This window comes from Sphingobacterium deserti (genome assembly GCF_000757725.1).
In the GTDB taxonomy this organism is placed as follows: domain Bacteria; phylum Bacteroidota; class Bacteroidia; order Sphingobacteriales; family Sphingobacteriaceae; genus Sphingobacterium; species Sphingobacterium deserti.
The window spans coordinates 54828-79405 of record NZ_JJMU01000021.1 but is presented as its reverse complement, the minus strand read 5'-3'; the positions used below and the strand labels follow the sequence as shown (position 1 = coordinate 79405).

The following is a 24578-nucleotide window of genomic DNA, read 5'->3' as shown; positions in this document are numbered from 1 at the left end:
CAATGCAGATCACGTTTAAAACCGGCATGTTGGCTTTGGTCTTTGCATTGCCCCACTTAGCGCAAGCGCAATATCCTGTTGTTCCTGATTCGTTGAAGGCCATCGCCGCACAACGGGAACAGTTAGGGCAATTGCGTGCCGACAAGGCTTGGGAAGAAGCACAGAAGGTAATGAAGCAGGAAGGTAGACCTTTCATTCCAAATGCTGCGGAACCAAAAGATTTGCCACAGGCTAAGATTCTCGCATTCCCGGGTGCTGAAGGAGGTGGAGCCTATACGGCAGGCGGACGAGGTGGTAAGGTTATGGTGGTGACTAGCCTTGCCGATAGTGGACCGGGGACATTGCGCGAAGCTTGCGAAAGTGGTGGAGCTAGGATCATTGTGTTTAATGTAGCAGGTATCATACAGTTGGAAAACCCAATTACGATCAGAGCACCTTACATCACTATCGCCGGACAAACCGCGCCGGGCGATGGCGTATGCGTTGCCGGTGAATCCTTTTTGATTGATACGCATGATGTGATTGTTCGCTTTATGCGTTTTCGCCGCGGAACGACAGATGTGACGCGGCGCGATGACGCGCTGGGTGGTAATGGCGTGGGAAATATTATCATCGATCACGTATCTGCCAGCTGGGGGTTGGATGAAAACATGTCTATGTATCGGCATGTCTACGATCGTGAGGGACAAAACCTTAAATTACCTACAGTAAATATTACTATCCAAAATTCTATTTTTTCGGAAGCATTAGATACCTATAATCACTCTTTTGGTAGTACGATCGGGGGTTTGAACAGTACGTTTATGCGTAATCTTTGGGCATCCAACATCAGCCGAAATCCCTCCGTTGGTATGTATGGCGATTTTGGGTTTGTCAATAACGTGGTCTGGAACTGGTGGAATCGCACAGCCGATGGCGGCGATCATCGTTCGTTGTACAATTTTATTAATAACTATTACAAGCCTGGTCCGATAACGCCTGTCGGCGAACCTATTTCCTATAGGATACTAAAACCTGAATCGGGTCGGGATAAGGAGTTTGCCAACACCTTCGGTAAAGCCTATGTACAAGGCAATATTATCGAAGGTAATGCGAAAGTGACGAAAGACAATTGGGATGGGGGGGTACAGCCCGATGCCGATGCTTCTGTATTGGCGAAGATTAAGGTAAATGATCCATTTCCGCTCGCAGCGTTTGGCAAAATTATGTCAGCCCAGGAATCATACGCGTATGTATTGGAAAATGTCGGGGCGATATTGCCGAAACGTGATGCTGTAGATGCACGTATTGTGAAGCAAGTTAAGACCGGAAAGGTCTTTTACCAAGAGCCAAAAACTCCTGTTGCTCCCTCACCTTACGTAAAACGGAGGTTGCCGGCAGATTCTTATAAACAAGGAATTATCACGGATATTAGCCAAGTAGGGGGCTATCCAACATATAAAGGAAAGCCCTACAAAGATTCGGACAATGATGGTCTTCCAGATGATTATGAACGCAAAATGGGGTTAAACCCGCGTGATCCGAAGGATGCAGCTCAAATTAGCGATAATGGCTATGCGCATATAGAAAATTATTTGAATAGTGTGGTTCCTTTAAAACAGGTCAAGCCATAAGCAACGCAATAGATCATTAAAAAGGGAGGCTGGATTGAAAATTTCAATCCAGTCTCCCTTTTTCTTTGTCAACCCGCCATCGTGTTTAGCTAATCCTATACGATACTATTATCGCTATAGGCGGTTTTAGCCAGTTTACCCTTACCCAACAGCTAAAATGATACAATAGCTAGAGAAAATAATACAACCATCGACATCCCTTTTTAGCTATGTTTGTAATAGCAATAAAGACAGATTATCCCCATTTCTTTTATATAAATAACGAAATGTTCGATCCGGTAACTTCTTTATAATTAGCTTTATAAGCCTTATTAATTCGCTTTTACGTTGGGAAAAATTTTTGTATATAGTAGTTTGTGTGTTAGAAAATTGGTATCCATTTTTCTGGTTGTTTTCGGCGCATGTCTTGTAGGATATGCGCAGAAGCAGCTCTCGCCCATAACTTTGCAAAAAGATAACACCCTCCTTTATACCGCTGACGCGCAAGGTAATCGCATTCCCGATTTTTCCTACGCGGGCTATGCAGGTGGCGAAAACGCCATTCCATTTGTAAAAGCTAAAATTCTAGTGCCTCTAAAAGATGGCGATGCAACGGCACGTATACAGCGCGCTATCGATTATGTAGCACAGCTTCCCGTTGATAAAGACGGATTTCGCGGTGCCGTTTTGCTTGAAGCGGGTACATACCAGATCATGGGATCCTTAACGTTGCATAGTGATGGTGTCGTATTGCGCGGCGCAGGCTTTGGCGACAAAGGAACAACGCTCTTTGGAGCGGGCACCTCTCGCGAAACGTTAATTCGAATAGCTGGTAAGGATAATCGCCAATATACCTTACAACAAGAAATTACAGATCAATACGTTCCCGTCAACGCCATGAGCTTTACGGTAACTAACGCCGCAGCCTATAAGGTAGGCGATGCGATTGAAATAACCCGCCCTTCCAGTGAATCCTGGATAAAAGCTTTGGGAACGGATCATTTCGGTGGCGGAATAACGTCATTAGGATGGAAACCCGGTCAGCGTGATGTGGTATGGCATCGCCAGATCAAAGCCATCAACGGTAATAAAATTGTTATTGATGCGCCTCTTACGACAGCGTTGGACAAAGCCTTCGGTGTATCTAGCATTCAAAAATCCACATGGTCGGGCAGAATCGCGCAAATAGGGGTGGAAAATATGAACCTCACTTCAGCTTTCGATCAGGCTAATCCAAAAGACGAGGATCACCGTTGGATGGTGATCAGTATTGAAAACGCCACAAATGTCTGGGTGCGCAGTATACAATTTAAGCATTTTGCTGGCTCCGCCGTTTATGCATTAGCGACTTCCAGCAAGGTCACGGTGCAAGATTGTTTGTCCCTAGCGCCCGTATCAGAGATTGGTGGTCAGCGCAGGTACACCTTTTATACGAAAGGTCAGCAGACCTTATTTCAACGACTATACGCCGAAAACGGCTACCATGATTTCGCCGTAGGCTACTTGGCCGCAGGCCCGAACGCTTTTGTGCAATGCCAGGCTATAGAACCGCATAGCTTTAGTGGCGCTGTCGATAGTTGGGCATCAGGAGTACTATTTGATGTGATCGATATTGATGCACAGGCGCTCAGTTTTGCAAACCGCGGCCAGGATGGACAAGGTGCAGGATGGGCCGCCGCAAATAGCGTTTTTTGGCAATGTAGCGCCGCGTTAGTGGAATGTTTTCAGCCGCCAACAGCGCAAAATTGGGCTTTTGGTGTTTGGGCACAATTCCAGGGCGATGGATTTTGGGATCAATCCAATGAACACATTAAGCCGCGAAGCCTATACTATGCGCAATTACAAGAGCGTTTAGGTGGCAAAGCAAAAGATAGAGCAGTATTGCTTCCGGTTCTTAGCGAAGCCTCGAGTAGCCCATCGATTGATGTGGCCATGGAATTGACGAAGCAAGCGGCAGAGCCGGTATTACAGTTGAAGGATTTTATCGCGCAGGCTTCCAAACGCGAAAACTTTGCTGATCATCTGAAGGGATTAAAGACAGTAGATCAGCTACCTATGGTTAAAAAGGTAGCGCCTGCTATGGCTCCGGATATGAAGCTTGCCCAAGGTTGGTTGGTTCGGGGCAATGAGGTGTTGGTAGGGAGAAAATCAGATATTCAATGGTGGAACGGCAGCGCTCGTGCACATGGAGTCGAAAAAGCAAAACCGCACATCACCCGCTTTGTGCCGGGAGAGGAAGGTTTGGGCTTAACGGACAACTTGCTTGCAACAGCAGACAGTATGCTTGCTACTCATACCCTAAGTATCGATCATAACTACGGGCTTTGGTATGATCGTCGCCGCGACGACCACGAACGCATTCGCCGCATGGATGGCGAAGTGTGGCCGCCGTTTTATGAGCTTCCCTTTGCGCGGAGCGGCCAAGGAGTGGCATACGATGGATTGTCGAAATATGACCTGACAAAATACAATCAGTTTTACTGGAACAGACTAAAGGAGTTTGCAGATGTTGCTGATCAAAAAGGTTTGGTACTGATCCATCAAAACTATTTTCAGCACAATATTATTGAAGCGGGCGCGCACTATGCCGATTTTCCATGGCGTACGGCAAATAACATTAACGATGTGGGCTTTCCGGAGCCGGTGCCTTATGCGGGGGACAAGCGCATCTTTATGGCCGAGCAATTTTATGATGTGACACACCCACAACGTCGGGCCTTGCATCGTGCTTACATCCGCCAATGCTTAGATAATTTTAAAGATAATACCGGCGTAATCCAAATGATCAGCGCCGAATATACCGGACCGCTACATTTCGTCCAATTCTGGATCGACGTCATTAAAGAATGGAAGCAAGAGACGGGCAAAACGCCAATGATCGCACTTAGCGCTACCAAAGATGTGCAAGATGCTATTTTAGCGGATCCAGAGCGTGCAAAGGAAATTCAGATCATTGATATCCGTTACTGGCATTACCAAGCGGATGGATCTGCCTATGCTCCGAAAGGTGGCCAAAACTTAGCGCCGCGCCAGCATGCTCGCTTGCTGAAACCGAAAAAGACATCAGCGGAGCAGGTGTATCGCGCAGTAGCCGAGTATCGCGTTAAAAATCCGGATAAAGCCGTTTTATATCATGGTGACAACTACCCCGAGATGGCCTGGGCGATCTTCATGGCCGGCGGATCAATGGCTAATCTTCCTGCCGTAAATAATCCTGATTTCTATAAGGCAGCATCAACCATGAAAGCTGATGTTGAAAACAATACTTGGGTGCTTAAAAGTGCTTCGGGAGCCATTGTCTACAATAACGAGGCAGGCACCACTTTGGATCTTTCAAGCCTGAAAGGCAATTACAACGTAGTGCACATCAGCCCGAAAACAGGAGAAATACTTCATACTGAGCCGCTGAAGTTAGGAAAAAGCACCACACTGAAAAATTATAAAAATACAGCAGAAATTCTCTGGATCACAAAAAAATAAGCATGACGATTAGCAAAAAACTGTTACCTATTCTTTTGGCGGGAGCTTTATTTTCCTGCACGTCTCGGCAAGACAAACAGGAAATCGATGTACTGAAGGTTTCTGAAAATGGTCGTTACCTGACAACAGGTGATGGCGATCCTTTCTTTTGGTTGGGCGATACCGGTTGGTTATTGTTTAACAAACTTAACCGTGATGAAGCGGAGACCTATCTCGAAGATCGCAAGAATAAAGGGTTTAACGTAATCCAGGCAATGGTGTTACATACCGTGCCCTCTGTAAATGTGTATGGTGATTCATCTATCGTTAACAAGGATATTGCACGCCCGCTAGTTACGGATGGCAATAATCCTGATAATGCGGACGAGTATGATTACTGGGACCATATCGACTACATCATCGACAAGGCAGCTGAAAAAGGATTGTACATGGCGCTCGTTCCTGTGTGGGGTTCACCCGTGAAAGACGGAAAGGTTTCTGTTGAACAAGCAAAAGTATATGCACGTTTTTTGGCCGAACGTTGGAAAGAAAAAAAGAACATCATTTGGTTAAACGGTGGTGATATCAAAGGATCCGATTCTATCGCCGTTTGGCAAGAAATCGGCAAGACGATAAAATCCATCGATCCCGATCATTTAATGACCTTTCACCCACGCGGACGCACTGCATCGTCAGACTGGTTTCATGATGAATCTTGGTTAGACTTCAACATGGTACAATCAGGGCATAGACGCTACGATCAGGACACGTCCAAGAACGAGGATAAGCACTACGGCGAAGATAATTGGAAGTTTATGGTCGCAGACTGGAAGCGTACGCCGATTAAGCCGACGATTGACGGCGAACCGTCTTATGAAGGCATTCCACAAGGATTGCATGACATCAAAGAACCACGTTGGACAGCCGCAGATGTTCGCCGCTATGGATATTGGTCCGTTTTCTCAGGTGGCTTTGGGTATACCTACGGACAAAACTCTGTTATGCAGATGCATTCGCAGTCTGATACATCCACGGCTTATGGTTCGAAAGAGCTATGGACAGAAGCTTTGCAAGCTCCAGGTGCCACGCAAATGAAATATATCAAAGACCTGATGCTCTCTCGTGGCGATTACTTCGAGCGCGTACCTGACCAGAGCATTGTGGCAGATAACGGCGAAAAGTATAACCAGCTCTTGGCAACACGGACAAATAAATACGCTTTTATATACAATTACAACGGCCGCGAGATGAAAATCAATATGGGCAAGATTGCTGGCGATAAAGTAGAAGCAGCTTGGTTTAATCCGCGTAATGGAGAAACAAAAAAAATTGGCGAATTTGATAATAAGGGCGTGCAAAGCTTCCAGCCTGAAGGAGAGACGAAAGACGGCAACGACTGGGTGCTGATATTAGATAGTATATAATGAAATTGAGTATTAAGGTTTTAGTTTTTGTGTTAGTGACATCCCTCTTGGCATCCTGCCAAAGGGATGTTTACCTGTTTACATCGTTTCGTGAGCCTGCAAATGAAGGCCTTCGCTACCTGTACAGTGAAGACGCCTATCACTGGAAAGAGATTCCCGGTGTCTACCTAAAACCGACATTGGGATCGCAAAAAATTATGCGCGACCCGTCTATGCTACGTGATAAAAACGGTTGGTACCATCTTGTGTGGACCATCGCCTGGAAGGGCGATAAAGGCATCGGCTATGCCCGTTCGAAAGATCTTGTTCATTGGGAGCAGGAAAAAATTATTCCGGTGATGGCGCATGAGCCGACCACCGTCAATGTATGGGCGCCGGAGCTTTTTTATGATGAAGACGAAGATCGTTTTGTCATTATTTGGGCTTCAACGATTCCACATCGTTTTCCGAAAGATGCCGAGGCAGAAGACAACAACCAACGGATGTATTACACCACGACGAAGGACTTCGAGACATTCGCGCCGACGAAGCTCTTTGCCGATCCGGGTTTCAGCATCATTGATGCGGTGATCGTGAAGAAGGGAAAAGACGATTACGTGTTGGTGCTGAAAGACAACAGTCGCCCGAACAGAAACTTAAAGGTGGCCTTTGCGGATAATCCACTAGGGCCATTTACAAACGTATCCGCCCCGTTTTCGGACTACCTGACAGAAGGGCCAAGTGTAGTCAAAGTAGGGAACGAGTGGCTGATTTATTTCGACTCGTACGGCAGCAAAAGCTATGAAGCTGTTGCCACAAAAGATTTTAAACACTTTGAAAAGGTAAACCATAAAATAGGGGTACCTGAAGGACATAAACACGGAACTATTTTTAAAGCCTCAAAACGAGATTTAAAACAGTTGCTAAAAGGAAAGGAATAACAATGAAATTGAAAATAGTAGGGTTGGCCATGCTGTGTGCTACATCATGCGCGATGGCGCAGGATACAGTAAAATATGTCGGCGAAACACTATCGAACGTAGATTACCACCACGGACAACTGACGCCTGCTGTTGGCACACACAACATTCAGGTGTTTCGTGCAAACCGTGAGTTTCCAGATCTGGCTGGCGGACATGGGTTTACCTACAACCACCAACCCTTTTTAGCATATTGGAACAACAACTATTATTTACAATTTTTAAGCAACCCAATAGGCGAGCATATTGCGGAAGGAAAGACACTGCTTTTAACGTCGAAAGATGGCTATTCGTGGTCGAAACCGCAGGAGCTTTTTCCGCCCTATCTAGTTCCGGAAGGTTTCACCAAACCCGGGCGGGATGATAAAGCCGGAAAAGACCTATACGCCATTATGCACCAACGGATGGGCTTCTACACCGCTAAAAACGGGAAGCTGCTAACCATTGGGTACTACGGCGTGGCTTTAGATGCCAAGGATGATCCCAACGACGGGAACGGCATTGGCCGTGTTGTGCGCGAAATTAATAAAGACGGTTCCTTTGGACCAATCTATTTCATACGATTTAATAGTTCTTTCAACCAAAAGCTGGCAAAATATCCTTTCTATACCAAAAGCAAGGATAAAGCCTTTGTCGCAGCCTGTAAAGAGCTCATGGAAAAACCGTTGATGATGCAGCAGTGGGTAGAGGAAGCCGATCGCAATGATCCATTGGTGCCTTATAACAGACCGATCAAAGCATTCGCTTACTACCATTTGCCAGACGGCCGTGTTGCAGGCTTTTGGAAACACGCCCTGACATCAATCAGCAATGACAATGGAAAGAGCTGGACGTATACGCCATTACGTGCACCCGGTTTCGTCAATAGCAATGCCAAAATCTGGGGGCAGAAAACAGCTGATAACCGTTATGCAACGGTATACAATCCTTCCGAATTTCGTTGGCCATTAGCGGTGTCTACCAGTGACGACGGCTTACGATACACAGACCTGCTATTGGTGAATGGTGAAATTAGCACCATGCGCTATGGTGGCAACTATAAATCATACGGACCGCAATATGTGCGGGGTATTCAGGAAGAAAATGGTACGCCTCCGGGATCGGATATGTGGTTAACCTACAGCATGAATAAAGAAGACATGTGGGTGGCTAAAGTGCCCGTGCCGGTTGTCGCTAAAGTTCAGGGTGCTGTAAAGGATGATTTTGCGCAAGAAGCAACAGCAGCTTACCAAAAATGGAACATCTATAGCCCGCTTTGGGCAACTGCAAAAGTAGAAAGCAATGCACTGGTACTACGCGATAAAGATCCTTATGACTATGCAAAGGCAGATCGCGTTATAGCGTCCGCGAAGAAGACCAATATCGAATTTAAGGTGTCCCCAAAACAGACCGATCGTGGTACGCTCGAAATTGAGCTAACCGACGATAAGGGGCAAGCGGCTTGTCGCCTGATCTTCGACAGGGACGGACAGATTAAAAATAAAGCGGGCTATAGAAATGCCGGCGTGCAAGCCTATAAAGCAGATGAGGTATATGACATTCGTCTATTGGTAGACGTCACTACGCGATCTTTCCAACTATGGATTAATGGCGTGGATAAGGGTACAAGACTGTTTTTTCAACCCGTAGCTAACATCAGCAAAGTATCATTTCGTACAGGTGAAGTAAGACGTTACCCAGATGCAGATACCCCGACAGATCAGGATTTTGATGTGAAGGATGCAGGTAAAGCCGTGAACGAAGCAGCTTACGGCATTCTATCGTTGACTGCAGAAAAATTGAACTAATGAAAGGACTAGGAGCAGCGATCGTTACGGTATGCCTGTGGTTTTCAACCCAGGCATCTGTTGTGCTTCCGAATATTTTTGCGCATCATATGGTGCTGCAACAGAAACAACCTGTCGCCATCTTCGGTAATGCAAAGCCAGGCGAAGAAGTGCAGGTTCGGTTTAACGATCAAAACAAGAAAGGCCGCGCCGATGCGAACGGGAAATGGCAGGTGCTGCTTTCACCCATGCGCGCGAATGCAAAGGGACAAACCTTGGAAATTCGCGGCGAGAATACCATCCTATTGAACGATGTTTTGATTGGCGAAGTATGGCTTTGTTCGGGCCAGTCCAATATGGAGTTCCAGATGCGGAAATTACAGAAAATAGCAGCAGCGGAGCAGAGGAGTAATTTTCCAAAGGATGCTGTGAATGAAGCTAATAATCCTAATATCCGCCTGTTCTTAGTACGACGTAAATTTTTAGAAAAGCCAGATAGCAGTTATGCCGGTTGGAGCATAGCGCAAGATTCTGCGCTAAGGCAGTTTTCAGCACCGGGTTATTTTTTTGCTAAAACCTTGCAGGAGAAGCTAGGCGTTCCGGTGGGAATAATCTCATCCGCAGTAAGTGGCAGCCGTATCGAGCCTTGGATTTCCGAGCAAGCATTTGCCGAAGAACCTTATTTTGCTAACAAAAAGATCGCCGGAGATCCGGGCAAGTTCTTTACATCAATGATTGCTCCTTTGGCGCCCTATACGCTAAAGGGTATACTTTGGTACCAAGGCGAGACCAATGTTTTTTTGAAAGAAAACATCGAGTACACCCATAAGTTTAAAACCCTTATCCAAAGCTGGAGAAAGCAATGGAAAAATAGAAAATTGCCATTTTATTTCACGCAGATAGCGCCATTTAACTATTCCGTAGATGAAAAAGGAGCGGAGCGGATGGCCCGCACCATACTCCCGGAATTCCGCGAAGCACAAGATCTTTTGTTGAAACTTCCCAATACAGGCCGCATCGTGACCACCGATCTTGTAGATGATGTGAAAGATCTGCACCCGATTAATAAATGGGACGTAGGCAAGCGCTTGGCCTGGCAAGCCTTAAACAAAACGTATGGTTTAGACGTCGTAGCTGACGGCCCTACGCTGTCAAAAGTGCAATACAAAGACCATAAAATAATCATTCATTTCCAGCATGCCGATGGTTTACAAGCTGCCGACGGGAAGCCGATTACAGGTTTCGAAGTCGCAACTACCAATGGGCAGTACGTTTCCGCGCCAGCAAAGATTGTCGGTCGAACCGTACAAATCGAACAACAAACAAGTGGCCCGATAAAAAGTGTACGCTTCGCCTGGGACGAAGCCGCGCAACCCAACCTGGTGAATGCTGCCGGTATCCCTGCACTACCATTTCGCACCGATAATCCATTTAAAAACATTAAACTCAATTAACGAATGCCGCACATGAAGTTTTATTCCAACATTTTCCTGTTTACCTTGCTCTTTGCCCTGACAGGCCAAACCATGGCCCAAGAGTCAATCAAGCAATACCTTTCCGGAAAGGGAAAAGATGACGGCATCCTTTGGGATTTTAAAGTTTCCGAAGGCATGAAAGCCGGGGAATGGACGAAAATTCCGGTACCGTCCAACTGGGAGCTCCAAGGATTTGGAAAATACAACTATGGCTTTAACAAAGAAGCGGATAAAGGAAAGGAAATAGGGAGCTATAAGCACCGCTTTTCAGTTGATCGCACTTGGAAAAATAAGCAAATTAACCTAGTGTTTGAAGGGGTGATGACAGATGCCACCGTGAAAGTGAATGGAAAAGCTGTAGGACCGATACACCAAGGCGCTTTTTACACATTTTCGTACGATATTTCAAAACATATCCAATGGGGAAAACAAAACCTGTTGGAAGTCGAGGTCGCCAAACATTCTGCGAATAAGTCTGTCAATGCAGCTGAAAGAGAAGGCGATTTTTGGGTGTTCGGAGGAATTTTCAGACCCGTATTTTTAGAGATTTTACCTCAAAATCATATAAAGCGTCTTTCTGTTGATGCAAAAGCAGATGGATCACTTCGTTTAAAGGTGCAGTCGAAAGGCAGCGCAGATGAAGTAGCCCTTACCTTATACGATGCACAGGGTAAGAAATTCGGTAAAACAATCCGCAAATCTGCAAGCGGTTCGGAAACTTGGCTGGAAGGAAACTTTGAAAAACCAGCCTTGTGGTCTTCTGAGTTTCCAAACCTGTATCGCGCAGAAGTAACGCTCTATAGCAAAGGAAAAGAAGTACACCGCATCAATCAAAAAATCGGTTTCCGCACGGTTGAAGTTAGGCAGCGAGACGGCGTCTACATCAACGGGCAGAAGATAAAATTTAAAGGCGTTAACCGACACTCTTTCCACCCAGAATCTGGCCGTACCACAAGCAAGCAGTTAAGTGTGCATGATGTACTTCTGATGAAGGAAATGAATATGAATGCCGTTCGCATGGCGCATTACCCACCAGATACCCATTTTTTGGAAGTCTGTGACTCGTTGGGTCTATACGTGATGAATGAATTAGGCGGATGGCACGGACATTACGACACGCCGACCGGTAAGAAACTCTTGAAAGAGATGATCGAGGTTTCCGAAAATAATCCGTCCATCATTTTCTGGGCGAATGGAAATGAAGGCGGCCATAATGCGGAACTAGACAGCACCTTCTTCGAACAAGATATCCAGAAACGTCCGCTGATCTATCCTTGGGCGGTGTATGGCGGCTTTGAAACCACTCATTACCGAGAATACAATTATGGGATAGGCACCTATGATCACGGACATAACATTGTGATGCCTACCGAATTCTTGCACGGCATGTATGATGGCGGGCATGGCGCCGGTATCGAAGACTATTGGAAAGCCATGTGGGCAAATCCGCTCTCAGCAGGTGGTTTCCTATGGGATTTTCAAGATCAAGGAATTGTCCGTACAGACAAAAATGGCATCTTGGATACCGACGGAAATCGTGGAGCAGATGGTATTGTTGGCCCTTATTACCAACGTGAAGGTAGTTTCTATACCATCAAAGAAGTGTGGAGCCCGATTTTTTTTGAAAAACGTGAAATGACCGCCGTCTTTAACGGGGCATTCACCATCGAAAACCGCTACGCATTCACCAATACATCAGACTGTACGTTCAGTTACGAACTTCGTAAGTTAGACGGATCGACCGAAAGCAACAAGACTGGTGCTATTGCCGCGCCGAGTATTGCACCTTATGCGAAAGGAACATTACAGGTTGATCTGCCCGCAGATTGGTTCAGCTATGATGCGCTGTATATTTCGGCGAAAGATGTATACGGAAAAGAACTGTTTACCTGGAGTTTCCCGATCACGCTGCCTGCAAAAGTTGCGGAGACCAAGAAAAAACGGGATGGCACAAAAGTAGAGGCACAGGAAACTGGCGATGCCTTTGTCGTGAAAGCTAATGGTATACAATATACATTTAACAAAAAAGATGGTCTGCTAGCAGAAGTTAAAAATGGGAAAGGTATTATTCCTTTTCATAACGGTCCGGTATTGCAAGAAGCGGTAAATAACTACAAATCGTTTACCATGCGCCAAGTGGCAGATACCGTGATTATCGAATCCAAATTCGACAAGAAGGAAAGTTACAACACCTTGCAATGGTCCATCTACCCATCCGGTCAATTGAAAATGCATGTGCAATATTTCCCGGAAAGCTACTTCACCCGTTTTGTGGGCGTTAACTTTGATTTGCCGGAAGAGGAGATGCAGGGCGTAGAATATATGGGCATGGGACCTTATCGGGTATGGAAAAACAGGATGAAGGGCAATCGATTCGGGGTTTGGGAAAAAGCCTACAACGATGTCGCTACCGGCGAAGTGCCTTTCGAATACCCTGAATTTAAAGGCTACCATGCCAATATGTATTGGACAAAATTTAAGCTGAAATCGCAATCCTTTAGCGTATTCACCGATCGGGAAGATGTGTTCTTACGTTTGTTCACGCCAAAAGAACAACAAGATACCGACTGGAAGAATATGGAGCCTACTTTTCCAACTGGCGATATCTCGTTTATGAACGGTATCTCTGCTATTGGTACGAAAACCCAAAAACCGGAAACAACCGGACCCATGGGTATGAAACATGTGTATTACGATTTTGAAAAGGAACCAATAAGAGCATTGCATATGCAATTATATTTCGATTTTTCGGGCAAATAAACCTTTGGGCTGATGAAGATGAACGTGCTGACATATGGTATAATCCTGCTACTTGCTATCTTTTCTGGCAACCTGCATGCCGCTACACAAGTGGACGAGCTGCGCTGTGAACTGCTTGTTAACCCGCAAGGTATTGATGTACAGCAACCTCGTCTCAGCTGGAAGATAACCTCGGGTGAGCGCGCTGTAGTCCAAACGGGATACCATGTCCTTGTGGCGTCCACTATAGAAAACCTGAATAACAATATCGGCGACTTGTGGGATTCTGGGCACACTGCATCGTCGAATAGTATCAGCGTTTATTACGCTGGAAAAGGATTAGGTTCTGGCACGGAGGCCTATTGGAAAGTAAAAATCTACAGCAACAAAGGCGAGTCAGCGTGGTCTGCCCCGGCCTCATGGAGCATGGGATTGTTGCACTACAAAGATTGGGCAGGCCGTTGGATCGGTTTTGATGATTACCAGCAAACAGATGACAAGACTTCCGGACAGCTATCAGCCCGCTATTTCAGAAAAGAGTTTGCATTGCGCAAGCCGGTGAAGAAAGCCACAGCCTATATCATGGGGCTAGGCCTTTATGAGCTTTACCTAAATGGTAGAAAGGTGGGCGATCAGGTACTTGCGCCATCACCGACCGATTACACGAAAAATATAAAGTACAATGTGCTGGATTTGACGCCCCTTGTCAAAGAGGGTGCGCACGCGATAGGCGTCATACTAGGCAATGGCCGTTTCTATGCGATGCGCCAAGCGAAGCCTTACAAAGTGAAAAGCTTCGGTTTTCCAAAGCTGCAAATGCAGGTTAAGGTGACTTATACCGATGGTACGACAGAGCTTTTCAAAACAGACGACAGTTGGAAAGGAACAACAGAGGGGCCTATCACCGCTAATAACGAATACGACGGTGAAAGCTACGATGCGCGGAAAGAGATGCCGGGCTGGGCAACCGTTGGCTTTGATGACAAAGCTTGGCTAAAGGCAGAATATGTGCAAGAGCCAGGCGGCAACTACGAAGCACAATTGAATGCCAATATGAAGGTGATGCAGGACATTCCGCCCGTATCCGTAACGAAGAAAGCGGCTAATAAATATATTGTAGATTTTGGACAGAACTTTTCGGGATGGGTGAAAATGCGTGTCCGTGGCAAGCAAGGAACAGAAGTCAAGCTGCGTTTTGCAGAATCACTTACCGCAGATGGCGAACTATTTACCACCAATTTGCGCGATGCCAAAGCAACAGATCTTTATATCTTGAAGGGAGGCGAGCAAGAGGAATGGGAGCCGCGCTTTACGTATCATGGTTTTCGGTATGTGGAAGTGGACGGATACCCAGGTAACCTGCAGGCGGCCGACATTGTTGGCCGATTTGTGTATGATGAAATGGCAAACATCGGTACTTTTCATTCATCCAATGCGCTATTAAACCAAATCCATCAAAATGCCTGGTGGGGTATCGCTTCCAACTACAAAGGCATACCCGTCGATTGTCCGCAACGGAATGAAAGACAACCTTGGCTGGGCGATAGGCCTACCAGCGCTTATGGCGAAAGCTTCCTTTTTGACAACACCGTGCTTTACAGCAAGTGGTTGGAAGATATACGGCTTTCGCAAAAAGAAGATGGTGCCATTCCGGACGTAGCACCTGCGTTTTGGCGCTATTACAGCGATAACATCAGCTGGCCCGGCACCTATCTGTTCATCGCAGATATGCTTTACCAGCAAACGGGTGATATCCGCGTCTTGGAAACACATTATCCGGCCATGAAAAAATGGATGGAATATATGCGTTTGCGGTATACAGACAAAGATGGCATTATAACGAAAGATAGTTATGGCGATTGGTGTTTTCCGCCGGCCAGCATCGAAGAAGGGCGCGGCAAAATTGCGGATAAGAAATACCCAAGCGCACTGATATCATCTGCCTTTTATTACCATTTATTGCATACGATGCAACGGTTTAGTGTGTTGACAGACAATGCAAAAGACAGTGTAATCTATGCCGATCAAGCACTTCAGCTTAGAAAAGATTTTAACACGCGTTTCTACAATGCACAAGGCTACTACGGCGCAAATACCTTAACGGATAATCTTTTAGCGATGTATTTCAACCTTGTCGATGACGAAAATAGGCAGCAGCTAGCCGCACGCATTGTCGACATTGTCGAAAAGGAAAACAAAGGTCACTTAAGCACTGGCGTCATAGGAACCCAATTTATCATGCGTACGTTGACCGAAATGGGACGTGCAGACTTAGCTTACGGCATCGCAACAAAAAACACATACCCTTCTTGGGGGTATATGATTGAGAATGGTGCGACGACTATCTGGGAACTATGGAACGGGAACACGGCACATCCAAAAATGAATTCGCAAAATCATGTGATGATGTTGGGTGACCTATTGGTTTGGTATTACGAGAACCTGGCAGGTATCAAAACGGAAACGAACGCTTTTGAGACCATCCACATGAATCCAAGCTTCATTTCGGGGCTTACGCACGTTGATGCAAGCTACCAAAGCTTGCGTGGAGAGATTAGCTCCTCCTGGACAATGGATAAGCGACAGATGCTTTGGAAAATCCGAATTCCGGCAAACAGCAAAGCTCGTGTGTTTATCCCGGCTTCGGCTCCCACGGCAATTACCGAAGGCGGAAAGAAGCTTGGTCAAATCGAAGGCGTTAGGTATGTGGAAACCCAAAAAGATAAGGTATTGCTTGAGGTAGGCTCGGGCGAATATGAATTTAAGATAAAACGATAGAAAGAGATGATGATAATCGATAAACGAATAACAACGATGTTACTTCTGCTCGTGTCTTTCATGGCTGCGGCACAGGAAAATGCACTTCACAAATGGCGGAAGGGAATTGTTACAGATGAATTCATCTATAACAAAGCGCCGTTTCCTTCTTGTCACTCCGCGACTTTAGCAGAGACACAGAACGGGCTGGTGTATGCGTTCTTTGGTGGCACGCGCGAGCGCGATCCGGATGTGGAGATCTATGTATGCCGTTATGAAAACAATGCGTGGACGGCGCCCGCTTCCGTAGCGGATGGCGTGCAAGAGGACGGAAGCAGACTGCCTACATGGAACCCTGTGCTCTATCAAATTCCTGCTGGCGACTTACTACTTTTCTACAAAATTGGTCCTAAGCCATCCGCATGGTGGGGCATGGTGAAACGCTCTTCTGACGGTGGCAAAACCTGGTCGGCAGCGGAAAAACTTCCGGAAGGCTATTTAGGACCGATAAAAAATAAGCCCGTGTTGCTTAGCAACGGTAATTTGATCTGTCCCACTAGCACAGAAGGAAACGGGTGGAATATACATTTCGAAATCACGTCCGACTTTGGTAAAACCTGGCGTAAAGTGGGACCTATTGCACGCGGGGAAGACGATCTCAATGCCATACAGCCAAGTGTGTTGGATCATGGCAATGGCAGATTACAAATCTTGGCACGTAGCCGGAACTGGGCCATTGTAGAATCATGGTCAACAGACAACGGAGAAACATGGTCGCCGCTAAAAAAAACAAGCTTACCAAATAATAATTCTGGTACCGATGCGGTGACGATGAAAAACGGCACACATGTGTTGGTCTACAACCACGTGTTGCCACCGAAAGAGAATCCGAAAGGGGCACGCACGCCATTGAATGTCTCTATCTCGAAAGATGGAAAAAATTGGGATGCCGTATTGATCTTGGAAGATTCGCCAATCAGTCAATACTCATACCCCGCCGTGATACAAACGCAGGATGGTATGCTTCATTTTGTCTATACCTGGCGTCGCCAAAAGATGAAACATGTTGTCGTTGATCCGGCAAAACTGAAAAAACGAAAAATAAAAAATGGCGTTTGGCCTCAGGTGAAGGGCTATACATTGCCCACATTAGAGACCTATAAAGCCGAAGAAGAATAATAAAAAAGACGAAAGAAACTATGTCAGCAGAGCGTATATTAAAGATAAATTTTCCAGGGAAACTCATTTTTGGAAACGGGGTGCTTGGGCAGCTTGCAGAAGATATTGTTGCGGAAGGCCGTAAGTCCGTCATCATTATGACGATTAAACCCTTGCTAGGAGCGTTGGAGGATTTCTGTAGTCATTTGAAAAAAAATGATATAGCTATCGTGCTGGATACAACAATCGAACAAGAACCGTCATTTGCCGACTTTAAAACGATTTTGCAGCAATATAGTCAAGTCGATGCCGACACCGTTGTCGGGATTGGGGGCGGGAGTGTGCTGGATGTAGCCAAACTCGTTGCTGCACAGCTTAATAATAGCCAATCACTGGAAGAAATTGTAGGAAACGGATTGCTGAAAGGCCGGACAATCGGATTAATTTGTGCTCCAACGACAGCAGGAACGGGTAGCGAGGTATCGCCAAATGCTATCTTGGTGGATGACGAAAACCAAAAGAAAGGAATTATCAGTCCGTTTTTAGTGCCGGATGCGGTCTACGTAGATCCTTTACTTACAGTAGGGGTGCCAGCAGCCATAACAGCTGCCACAGGCCTCGACGCGTTAACGCATTGTTTAGAGGCCTACACCAATAAATTTGCACAGCCTTTTATCGATATGTATGCCTTTGAAGGCATGCGCCTCATTGCAGCCAATTTGGTGGAGGCGGTTAAAAATGGCGAGAACGTACAGGCGCGTAGCGAAGTCGCTATGGGAAGTATGTTGGGTGGATTCTGTTTAGGCCCCGTGAATACGGCTGCTGTGCATGCTTTGTCCTATCCATTAGGCAGTATGTTTCACCTGGCCCACGGATTATCCAACGCACTCTTATTGCCATATGTCATGGAATACAACTATCCGGCTGCGCCAAAACGCTATGCCGATGTCGCCGTCGCACTAGGCTGTGAGAGAAAATCGACTGATGAAGAAACCGCAAAAGCAGGTATAGCGAAAGTAAAAGAGCTGATCAACGAATGTGGTATTCCCGCACGTTTGCGGGATGTCAATATCCCTCGGGAAGCCATTCCCCAGATGGCAGAAGACGCCCTGAAAATAACAAGACTACTAATCAATAATCCGCGAGAAGTCACTCTGCAGGATGCCATAACCCTATTTAATGCCGCCTATTAATATGAAACACGAAATTAAAAGTAAAGAGACCATTGTACCGGTCATTGCACCTTTGAAGGAAGACCTTAGCCTCGATCAAGACGCCGTAGCGCGTATATTCCTGTATCTGTATGCCAATGGGGCAACGCCGTTCATCCTGGGTACAACGGGCGAATCAGCGTCGCTATCGACATCCTTTAAAGAAGATTACCTACGTGCAGCAGTAGCGAACAAACCCCAAGATAAAAAATTATATGTAGGCGTCTCTTCTAATATTCTGGAAGACTCTATCGCATTTGCGCAACTGGCGTATAGCTTGGGTGTGGAAGATGTTGCCGCAACCTTGCCTACCTACTATAAGCTTTCTGAAGTACAAATGGAAAAGTACTTCTTGGATCTGGCGGAAGCCATTCCCAACAACCTCATCATTTATAATATCCCCGCGACAACACATATGTCGATTCCACTCGATCTTTTGGATCGTTTGAGCTATCATCCAAAGATTGTTGCCATTAAGGACTCGGAACGTAGCTTGGAACGACTAGACCAGTCGTTGCAGCTTTGGAAAGACCGAACGGATTTTAAACATTACATGGGCTGGGCAGGTGCAAGCGCGTATTCCCTATTGCATGGTAGCGATGGTATTATACCAAGTTCAGGAAACTTTGCACCCGCAATCTACACCGAGATGTGTGAAGCCGCGGAGCGAGCAGACGCGGATCGTGCGAATCTATTGCAGAAACAATCCGATGAACTGGGTGCCCTCTATCAATCCAATAAATCCTTAGGCGAATCGCTGTGGGCTTTGAAGGTGTTGATGAAACAGCTTGGATTGTGCGAACCATTTATGATGCCGCCATTATATGCGTTGGCCATCGAAGAGGAGCGCGCCCTTGTTGAGGCTTTCCGGGCCCTAATTACGAATGAAAATATTAAACTGAATTTAGTCAATCATGTATAAACCTATTATAGGCATCACCATGGGTGATCCGGCAAGTATCGGACCCGAAATTGCGCTAAAAGCGCTTTTAGATGCACGTGTTCGCGATATCTGTCGGCCGATTTTAGTCGGTGATGTAGTCGTATTTCAGCAGATAGCTACAAAACTCAGTATTCCCCTGTCGATTCATGCAATAACCAACGTTGAAGATGCACTTTTTGAACCTGCCGCTGCTGATGTTTTTGATCTAAAAAATACCGATCTGTCGAAAGTAACCTTTGGCGAAATTTCCGCCGAAGCAGGAAAAGCTTCTTTTGAATCAGTAACCAAGGTCATCGAATTGGCGCTTGCCGGCACTATTGACGCTACGGTTACTGGCCCAATTAATAAAAAGTCGATCAACGAAGCCGGCCATCATTTTGCGGGCCATACGGAGATTTATGCCCATTACACCGGAACAAAAAAATATGCAATGCTACTCGTGGAAGATAACATGAAAGTAATCCATGTCTCCACGCACGTATCCCTGCGGCAAGCCTGTGATCTAGTGAAGAAAGATCGGATTTTAGAAGTTGTTGAGTTGTTGCAGCAAGGTTTGATTAGTCTGGGCGAGCAAAATTTGAAGATCGGTATAGCTGGTTTAAATCCGCATGCCGGAGACTCGGGATTGTTTGGAACCGAAGACGACGAAGAAATATTGCCAGCAGTAATAGCTGCAAAAGAAAAAGGATATGATGTGGATGGACCCGTACCGGCCGATACCCTATTTTCAAAAGCAGCCACAGGTCATTACGGCGGTATCGTGGCCATGTATCATGACCAAGGCCACATCCCGTTTAAGCTCACAGGCTTTAAGTGGAATGCGGAGAAAAAGCAAATGGACAGCGTAAAAGGAGTTAACATCACCATGGGGCTACCCATCATCCGTACTTCAGTAGACCATGGAACAGCGTTTGAAATTGCGGGTAAAGGTGTGGCTAGCGCAGATGCAATGATCTTAGCCATCGAATCAGCCGTACAACTGGCCGCAAATAAAAAGTAACAATGAGTAGGGGATCGATATTGGTTATTGCAGACGATTTGACCGGTGCCGCGGAAATAGCAGGCATCGCGCTTCGGCATGGTCTATCCAGCCAGATCGTGCGGCACCTGAACCAATCGGTTACGGCCGACGTACTGGTGTTGAACAGCAACTCCAGATCCCTAAAAACAGAAGATGCCCGTGCTCATCGGGCAGCTATTTTCGCAGCATCGAACACGAAAACATGGGATTGGGTTTACTTGAAATTTGACTCCGCTTTGCGCGGACACATCAAGGAAGAGTTAGCCTATTACCAGTCTTTGCTACAGCGTGAATATGTATTCTTTAGCCCAGTTAATCCTAATCTGGATCGGGTTATCCAGGGAGAACAATATCTTGTAGCCGGAGCCCCCATCGCAGATACAGATTTTGCTCGCGACCCTGAATTTCCGGTACGTTCCAGTAATCTATTAGATTTATTGGGAAGTAGCCTGTGGTCGGTATTGCAAAAACCTGCGCTGTGGCAAAAGACACACAGGCAAGTTATAGCGGCGGCCAAATCTTGGGACGACCTACATCAGTGGTCGCGTCATATCCCAGAAAATGCTTTATGTGCTGGCGCTGCCGCCTTTTTCGAGGCCTTGCTACAGAAGCGCTCGGAGCGTAAAATGGCAGCAGGGCAGGAGCCGTATTTTCGAAAAGAACCAATCCTGTACATATGTGGATCCAATCATAAGCAAAGTGTTACAAGAATAACTGCGTTATCGCAAGAAAATGTGATATATTGGCGGCGAAAAGGAAGCGAAAGGGAAGTCGCTGACAAACTGCTTAACTTACTCAAGAAAAATAGAATTGCCGTTTTCGCGGTGCAGGCCGGGTTGGTTGCAGGAGCGGACACGATCCGCACGAGCATGGCCAACACCGTGTCTATGCTTCAAACGGATATGCCAAAAGAGCTCATTATAGAGGGCGGAGCAACGGCGCAAGCTGTCCTTAACGCCCTAAACATTGATGTGCTCTTACCCACGGCGGAACATGCGCCCGGTGTGATCAGAAACGAAGTTCCGGAAAAGGAACTTGCTATCACGCTAAAGCCGGGAAGTTACCCGTGGACAGAAGAATTATGGGCCTTTGGTCCACAACGTAAACCTAACATAAAATGAATAAACCTATTTTAAGTGTTTTTGATTATGGTATTATCGTAGCCGTTTTACTGGTTACTTTATATTTCGGGTTGAAATACGCCAAAAATCAGAAATCTACTGAAGCTTATTTTTCGGCGAAAGGGAGAGTGCCATCCTGGGCAATTGGTATGTCTCTTTTGGCTACACTGATCAGTAGCGTCACCTTCTTAGGCTATCCTGCAGAAGGTTATGCGCACAACTGGATCCTTTTGGTGCAGGGATTAATGGTGCCGCTCGTACTTTTAGGGACGGTTTGGTTTATTGTGCCACTGTATCGTAAAGTGATCGGCTTAAGTACTTACGAGTATTTTGAAAAACGCTTCGGTAACTTCGCACGCTATTACAGTTCAATCGCTTTTGTGCTAAGACAATTCTCCGGTATGGGCACCGTGTTGTATTTACTTGCCGTAGCCTTGTCAAGCATGACCGATATCCATACCTATTGGATTATTATCGTTGTAGGCTTAATTATTGTTACCGTAAACTTACTGGGTGGAATAGAGGCTGTGATATGGCTGGATGTTTTTCAAGGTTTTATGTTATTTGCCAGTGGCATTCTTTGTTTATTGGTGATCATTTTTTCAGTGCAAGGCGGTTTGCCCGAAGTATGGCGCATTGCCTCCGAGAATGGGCGCACCGGCTTTGGACCTTACGACCTAGATTTTACAAGACTGACCTTCGTGGTGATGGCCATCAATGGTATGTTCTACGCCATTCAAAAATATGGTACTGATCAAACGGTGATCCAGCGTTATCTCACCGCGAGATCAGATAAATCTGCCATTCGTGCGTCGTTGATGGGGATTTTATTGACTGTTCCTGTGTGGTCGTTGTTTATGTTTATTGGAACGGCATTGTTCGTTTATTACCAACAACAGCCTTTGCCAGATGGAATTGGCCCGAATAGCGTATTTCCTTATTTCATTATGAGCCAGCTGCCTGTAGGCGTTGTCGGGTTTATATTGGCAGCTATGGTGTCTGCCGCTATCTGCAGCTTAAGTGCCGATTTAAATTCATTAGCTGCTGTAGGTATTGAAGACTACTATAAAAAGCTGCGACCAAATCGTGTGGATAACGAATACCTCAAAGCAAGCCGCACGATGGTGGCCGTTGCCGGACTTATCTCGATGGGGATCGGCTTCATTTATATCGAGTTGGGGAGCGAGAGCATCCTTGGCATTATTTTTACATTATATGCAATATTCTCCGGCGGCATTGTCGGGATCTTTCTTTTGGGAGTCTTCTCCAGGCGTGCCAATAAGCAAGGCGTCAACATTGCTATTATCGTATGTATTCTTTTCACAGCATATGCTTTCCTAAGCAGCACCGAAATGGAGATAGGAGGCGAGACGCGCATTTTGCTTGACCTTGGCACACTCAACTTTACGCACAATAAGCTCATGCTTGGGGTCTACAGCCATTTGATTGTGATCATAGTCGGTTATTTCGCAAGCTTGTTTTACCCAAAACCAAACCTCGATCCCAACCTATACTTTTATGGTTGGCGCGCAAACCGCAAGTTAGAACAAAAGGGAGGGATAGACCATGTTTAAAAAGCTATTCACTTTCGCCCTGTTCAGCCTGTTCATTACGTTTAGCTTTGCTCAACAAAACTCAGATGAACAATACCGTAAGCCTTTAGTAGAAGTACTTCGCGACCTAGAGCAGCGTTACGGCATCACCATCAAATATGATGAAGCACAGGTGCGTGATAAATATTTGAATTATGCCATGTGGCGATTCCGCAGCGATGTCGATGAAACGTTGCGAAATGTATTGGCACCGCTTGACCTAAAGGTCAATAAAGAGGGGGATAAAAAGTATAAACTGAAGCCGTACGAATATTACCGTTGGGAGGTGAAGGACGGATGGGATTACCTGGATCAGCTCGCTACGCAATATCAGGATATAGCGAGTTGGGAAAAAAGAAAAGCGGCTATTCGGCCAGAGCTGTTTACAGCGCTGAAACTCTCGCCGCTTCCCGCCAAGCCAGCGTCAAAACCAATTTTTACGGAAAAGCGAAACTTCGACGGTTACAGCGTCCAAAATTTTGCACTAGAAATACTACCCGGTGTTTACCTTAACGGATCGATGTACAAGCCGGCGAAAGCAAAAGGTAAAAGTGCCCTGGTATTAAGTCCGGATGGACATTGGGGCGATCATCGTTACCGCAAGGACGCGCAAATTCGCTGTGCTATGCTGGCTAAGATGGGCGCGGTAGCTGTTAGTTATGATCTTTTTGCTTGGGGCGAATCCCTCCTGCAATTTAAATCTGAAGATCACAGAAAAAGCTTGGCCATGACTGTGCAAACATTAGGAGCTATCCGTTTATTGGATTATATGCTCGCGGAGCAAGCGATAGACGCTGCTCGTGTAGCCATCTGCGGTGGGTCTGGCGGCGGAAGCCATGCCGTTTTAATGACAGCATTGGATGACCGCATCACATTAAGCATTCCTGTCGTTTCACTATCGTCTTATTTTTATGGTGGCTGTCCTTGCGAAAGCGGGCTGCCGATTCACGCAAGTGGCGGAGGTACTAACAATGTGGAATTGGCAGCTTTTGCAGCGCCACGTCCGCAGCTGGTTATCTCGGATGGAAAAGACTGGACAGCGCATATGCCCGAACACGATTTTGGCTACTTGCAAAAAATATACGGTTACTACGGAAAATCAATGGATGTAGCCAATGTGCATCTACCGAATGATGGCCATGATTTTGGATACAGCAAACGCAAGCCTGTTTACGATTTCGTAGCGCGCTATTTCAATCTCAACAATAAAACATTGAAAAACCAAGCGGGCGAATATGACGAATCGGGATGTACTATTGAAAAAAAGGAAGCATTATACACCTTCGGTGCAAACGGGGAAAACCTGCCTGCAAATGCTTTACATGGATACGAAAACCTAGAAAAACTATTTCAAAACTAAA

The 24578-nt window shown here is 46.1% G+C and carries 15 protein-coding genes; all 15 read left to right on the top strand.

What is annotated here, in order from left to right:
• Positions 1–2 precede the first annotated feature (2 nt).
• The 15 genes from DI53_RS05935 to DI53_RS05865 all read left to right on the top strand — a co-directional run bounded on the left by DI53_RS05935 (position 3) and on the right by DI53_RS05865 (position 24577).
• Entirely contained in the window at positions 3–1613 is a 1611-nt protein-coding gene (locus DI53_RS05935) for a pectate lyase family protein (RefSeq protein WP_206538006.1), read from the top strand.
• Between the two features lie 444 nt (positions 1614–2057).
• Positions 2058–5072 (top strand): DUF6298 domain-containing protein, encoded by a 3015-nt coding sequence (locus tag DI53_RS05930; RefSeq protein ID WP_206538005.1) that lies wholly within the window; start codon positions 2058–2060, stop codon positions 5070–5072.
• A gap of 2 nt (positions 5073–5074) precedes the next feature.
• Positions 5075–6475, top strand: coding sequence for a glycoside hydrolase family 140 protein (locus tag DI53_RS05925; protein WP_037496604.1), 1401 nt, complete (start codon positions 5075–5077; stop codon positions 6473–6475).
• Positions 6475–7395 (top strand): glycoside hydrolase family 43 protein, encoded by a 921-nt coding sequence (locus tag DI53_RS05920; protein ID WP_037496602.1) that lies wholly within the window; start codon positions 6475–6477, stop codon positions 7393–7395. The genes DI53_RS05925 and DI53_RS05920 overlap by 1 nt, the downstream gene beginning before the upstream one ends.
• A 2-nt stretch (positions 7396–7397) precedes the next feature.
• The gene (locus DI53_RS05915) at positions 7398–9221 is read left to right on the top strand and encodes a sialidase family protein (protein WP_037496598.1); all 1824 of its coding nucleotides are present in this window, start codon (positions 7398–7400) and stop codon (positions 9219–9221) included.
• Positions 9221–10654: a sialate O-acetylesterase gene (locus tag DI53_RS05910; protein ID WP_052072121.1), complete on the top strand. Its 1434-nt coding sequence runs from the start codon at positions 9221–9223 to the stop codon at positions 10652–10654. The genes DI53_RS05915 and DI53_RS05910 overlap by 1 nt, the downstream gene beginning before the upstream one ends.
• A 12-nt stretch (positions 10655–10666) precedes the next feature.
• Positions 10667–13435 (top strand): glycoside hydrolase family 2, encoded by a 2769-nt coding sequence (locus DI53_RS05905; RefSeq protein WP_037496595.1) that lies wholly within the window; start codon positions 10667–10669, stop codon positions 13433–13435.
• A gap of 12 nt (positions 13436–13447) precedes the next feature.
• Complete coding sequence (locus DI53_RS05900) at positions 13448–16192, top strand: alpha-L-rhamnosidase (RefSeq protein WP_037496593.1); 2745 nt, start codon at positions 13448–13450, stop codon at positions 16190–16192.
• A gap of 6 nt (positions 16193–16198) precedes the next feature.
• On the top strand, positions 16199–17350 hold the full coding sequence (locus DI53_RS05895) for a sialidase family protein (protein WP_037496589.1): 1152 nt from the start codon (positions 16199–16201) through the stop codon (positions 17348–17350).
• A 20-nt stretch (positions 17351–17370) separates the two neighbouring features.
• Positions 17371–18522 carry an iron-containing alcohol dehydrogenase gene (locus DI53_RS05890; protein WP_037496587.1) on the top strand — a complete coding sequence of 384 codons (1152 nt, stop codon included), beginning with the start codon at positions 17371–17373 and terminating at the stop codon, positions 18520–18522.
• A gap of 1 nt (position 18523) precedes the next feature.
• Positions 18524–19462: a dihydrodipicolinate synthase family protein gene (locus DI53_RS05885; protein ID WP_037496585.1), complete on the top strand. Its 939-nt coding sequence runs from the start codon at positions 18524–18526 to the stop codon at positions 19460–19462.
• Positions 19455–20483, top strand: a complete 1029-nt coding sequence (gene pdxA, locus DI53_RS05880) for a 4-hydroxythreonine-4-phosphate dehydrogenase PdxA (protein ID WP_037496583.1) — start codon at positions 19455–19457, stop codon at positions 20481–20483. Before DI53_RS05885 ends, pdxA begins: the two co-directional genes overlap by 8 nt.
• 2 nt (positions 20484–20485) lie before the next feature.
• On the top strand, positions 20486–21625 hold the full coding sequence (locus DI53_RS05875) for a four-carbon acid sugar kinase family protein (RefSeq protein ID WP_037496582.1): 1140 nt from the start codon (positions 20486–20488) through the stop codon (positions 21623–21625).
• On the top strand, positions 21622–23199 hold the full coding sequence (locus DI53_RS05870; RefSeq protein WP_037496581.1) for a sodium:solute symporter family protein: 1578 nt from the start codon (positions 21622–21624) through the stop codon (positions 23197–23199). The genes DI53_RS05875 and DI53_RS05870 overlap by 4 nt, the downstream gene beginning before the upstream one ends.
• Entirely contained in the window at positions 23192–24577 is a 1386-nt protein-coding gene (locus DI53_RS05865; RefSeq protein ID WP_037496580.1) for a DUF4974 domain-containing protein, read from the top strand. Before DI53_RS05870 ends, DI53_RS05865 begins: the two co-directional genes overlap by 8 nt.
• The last annotated feature ends 1 nt before the right edge of the window (position 24578 follow it).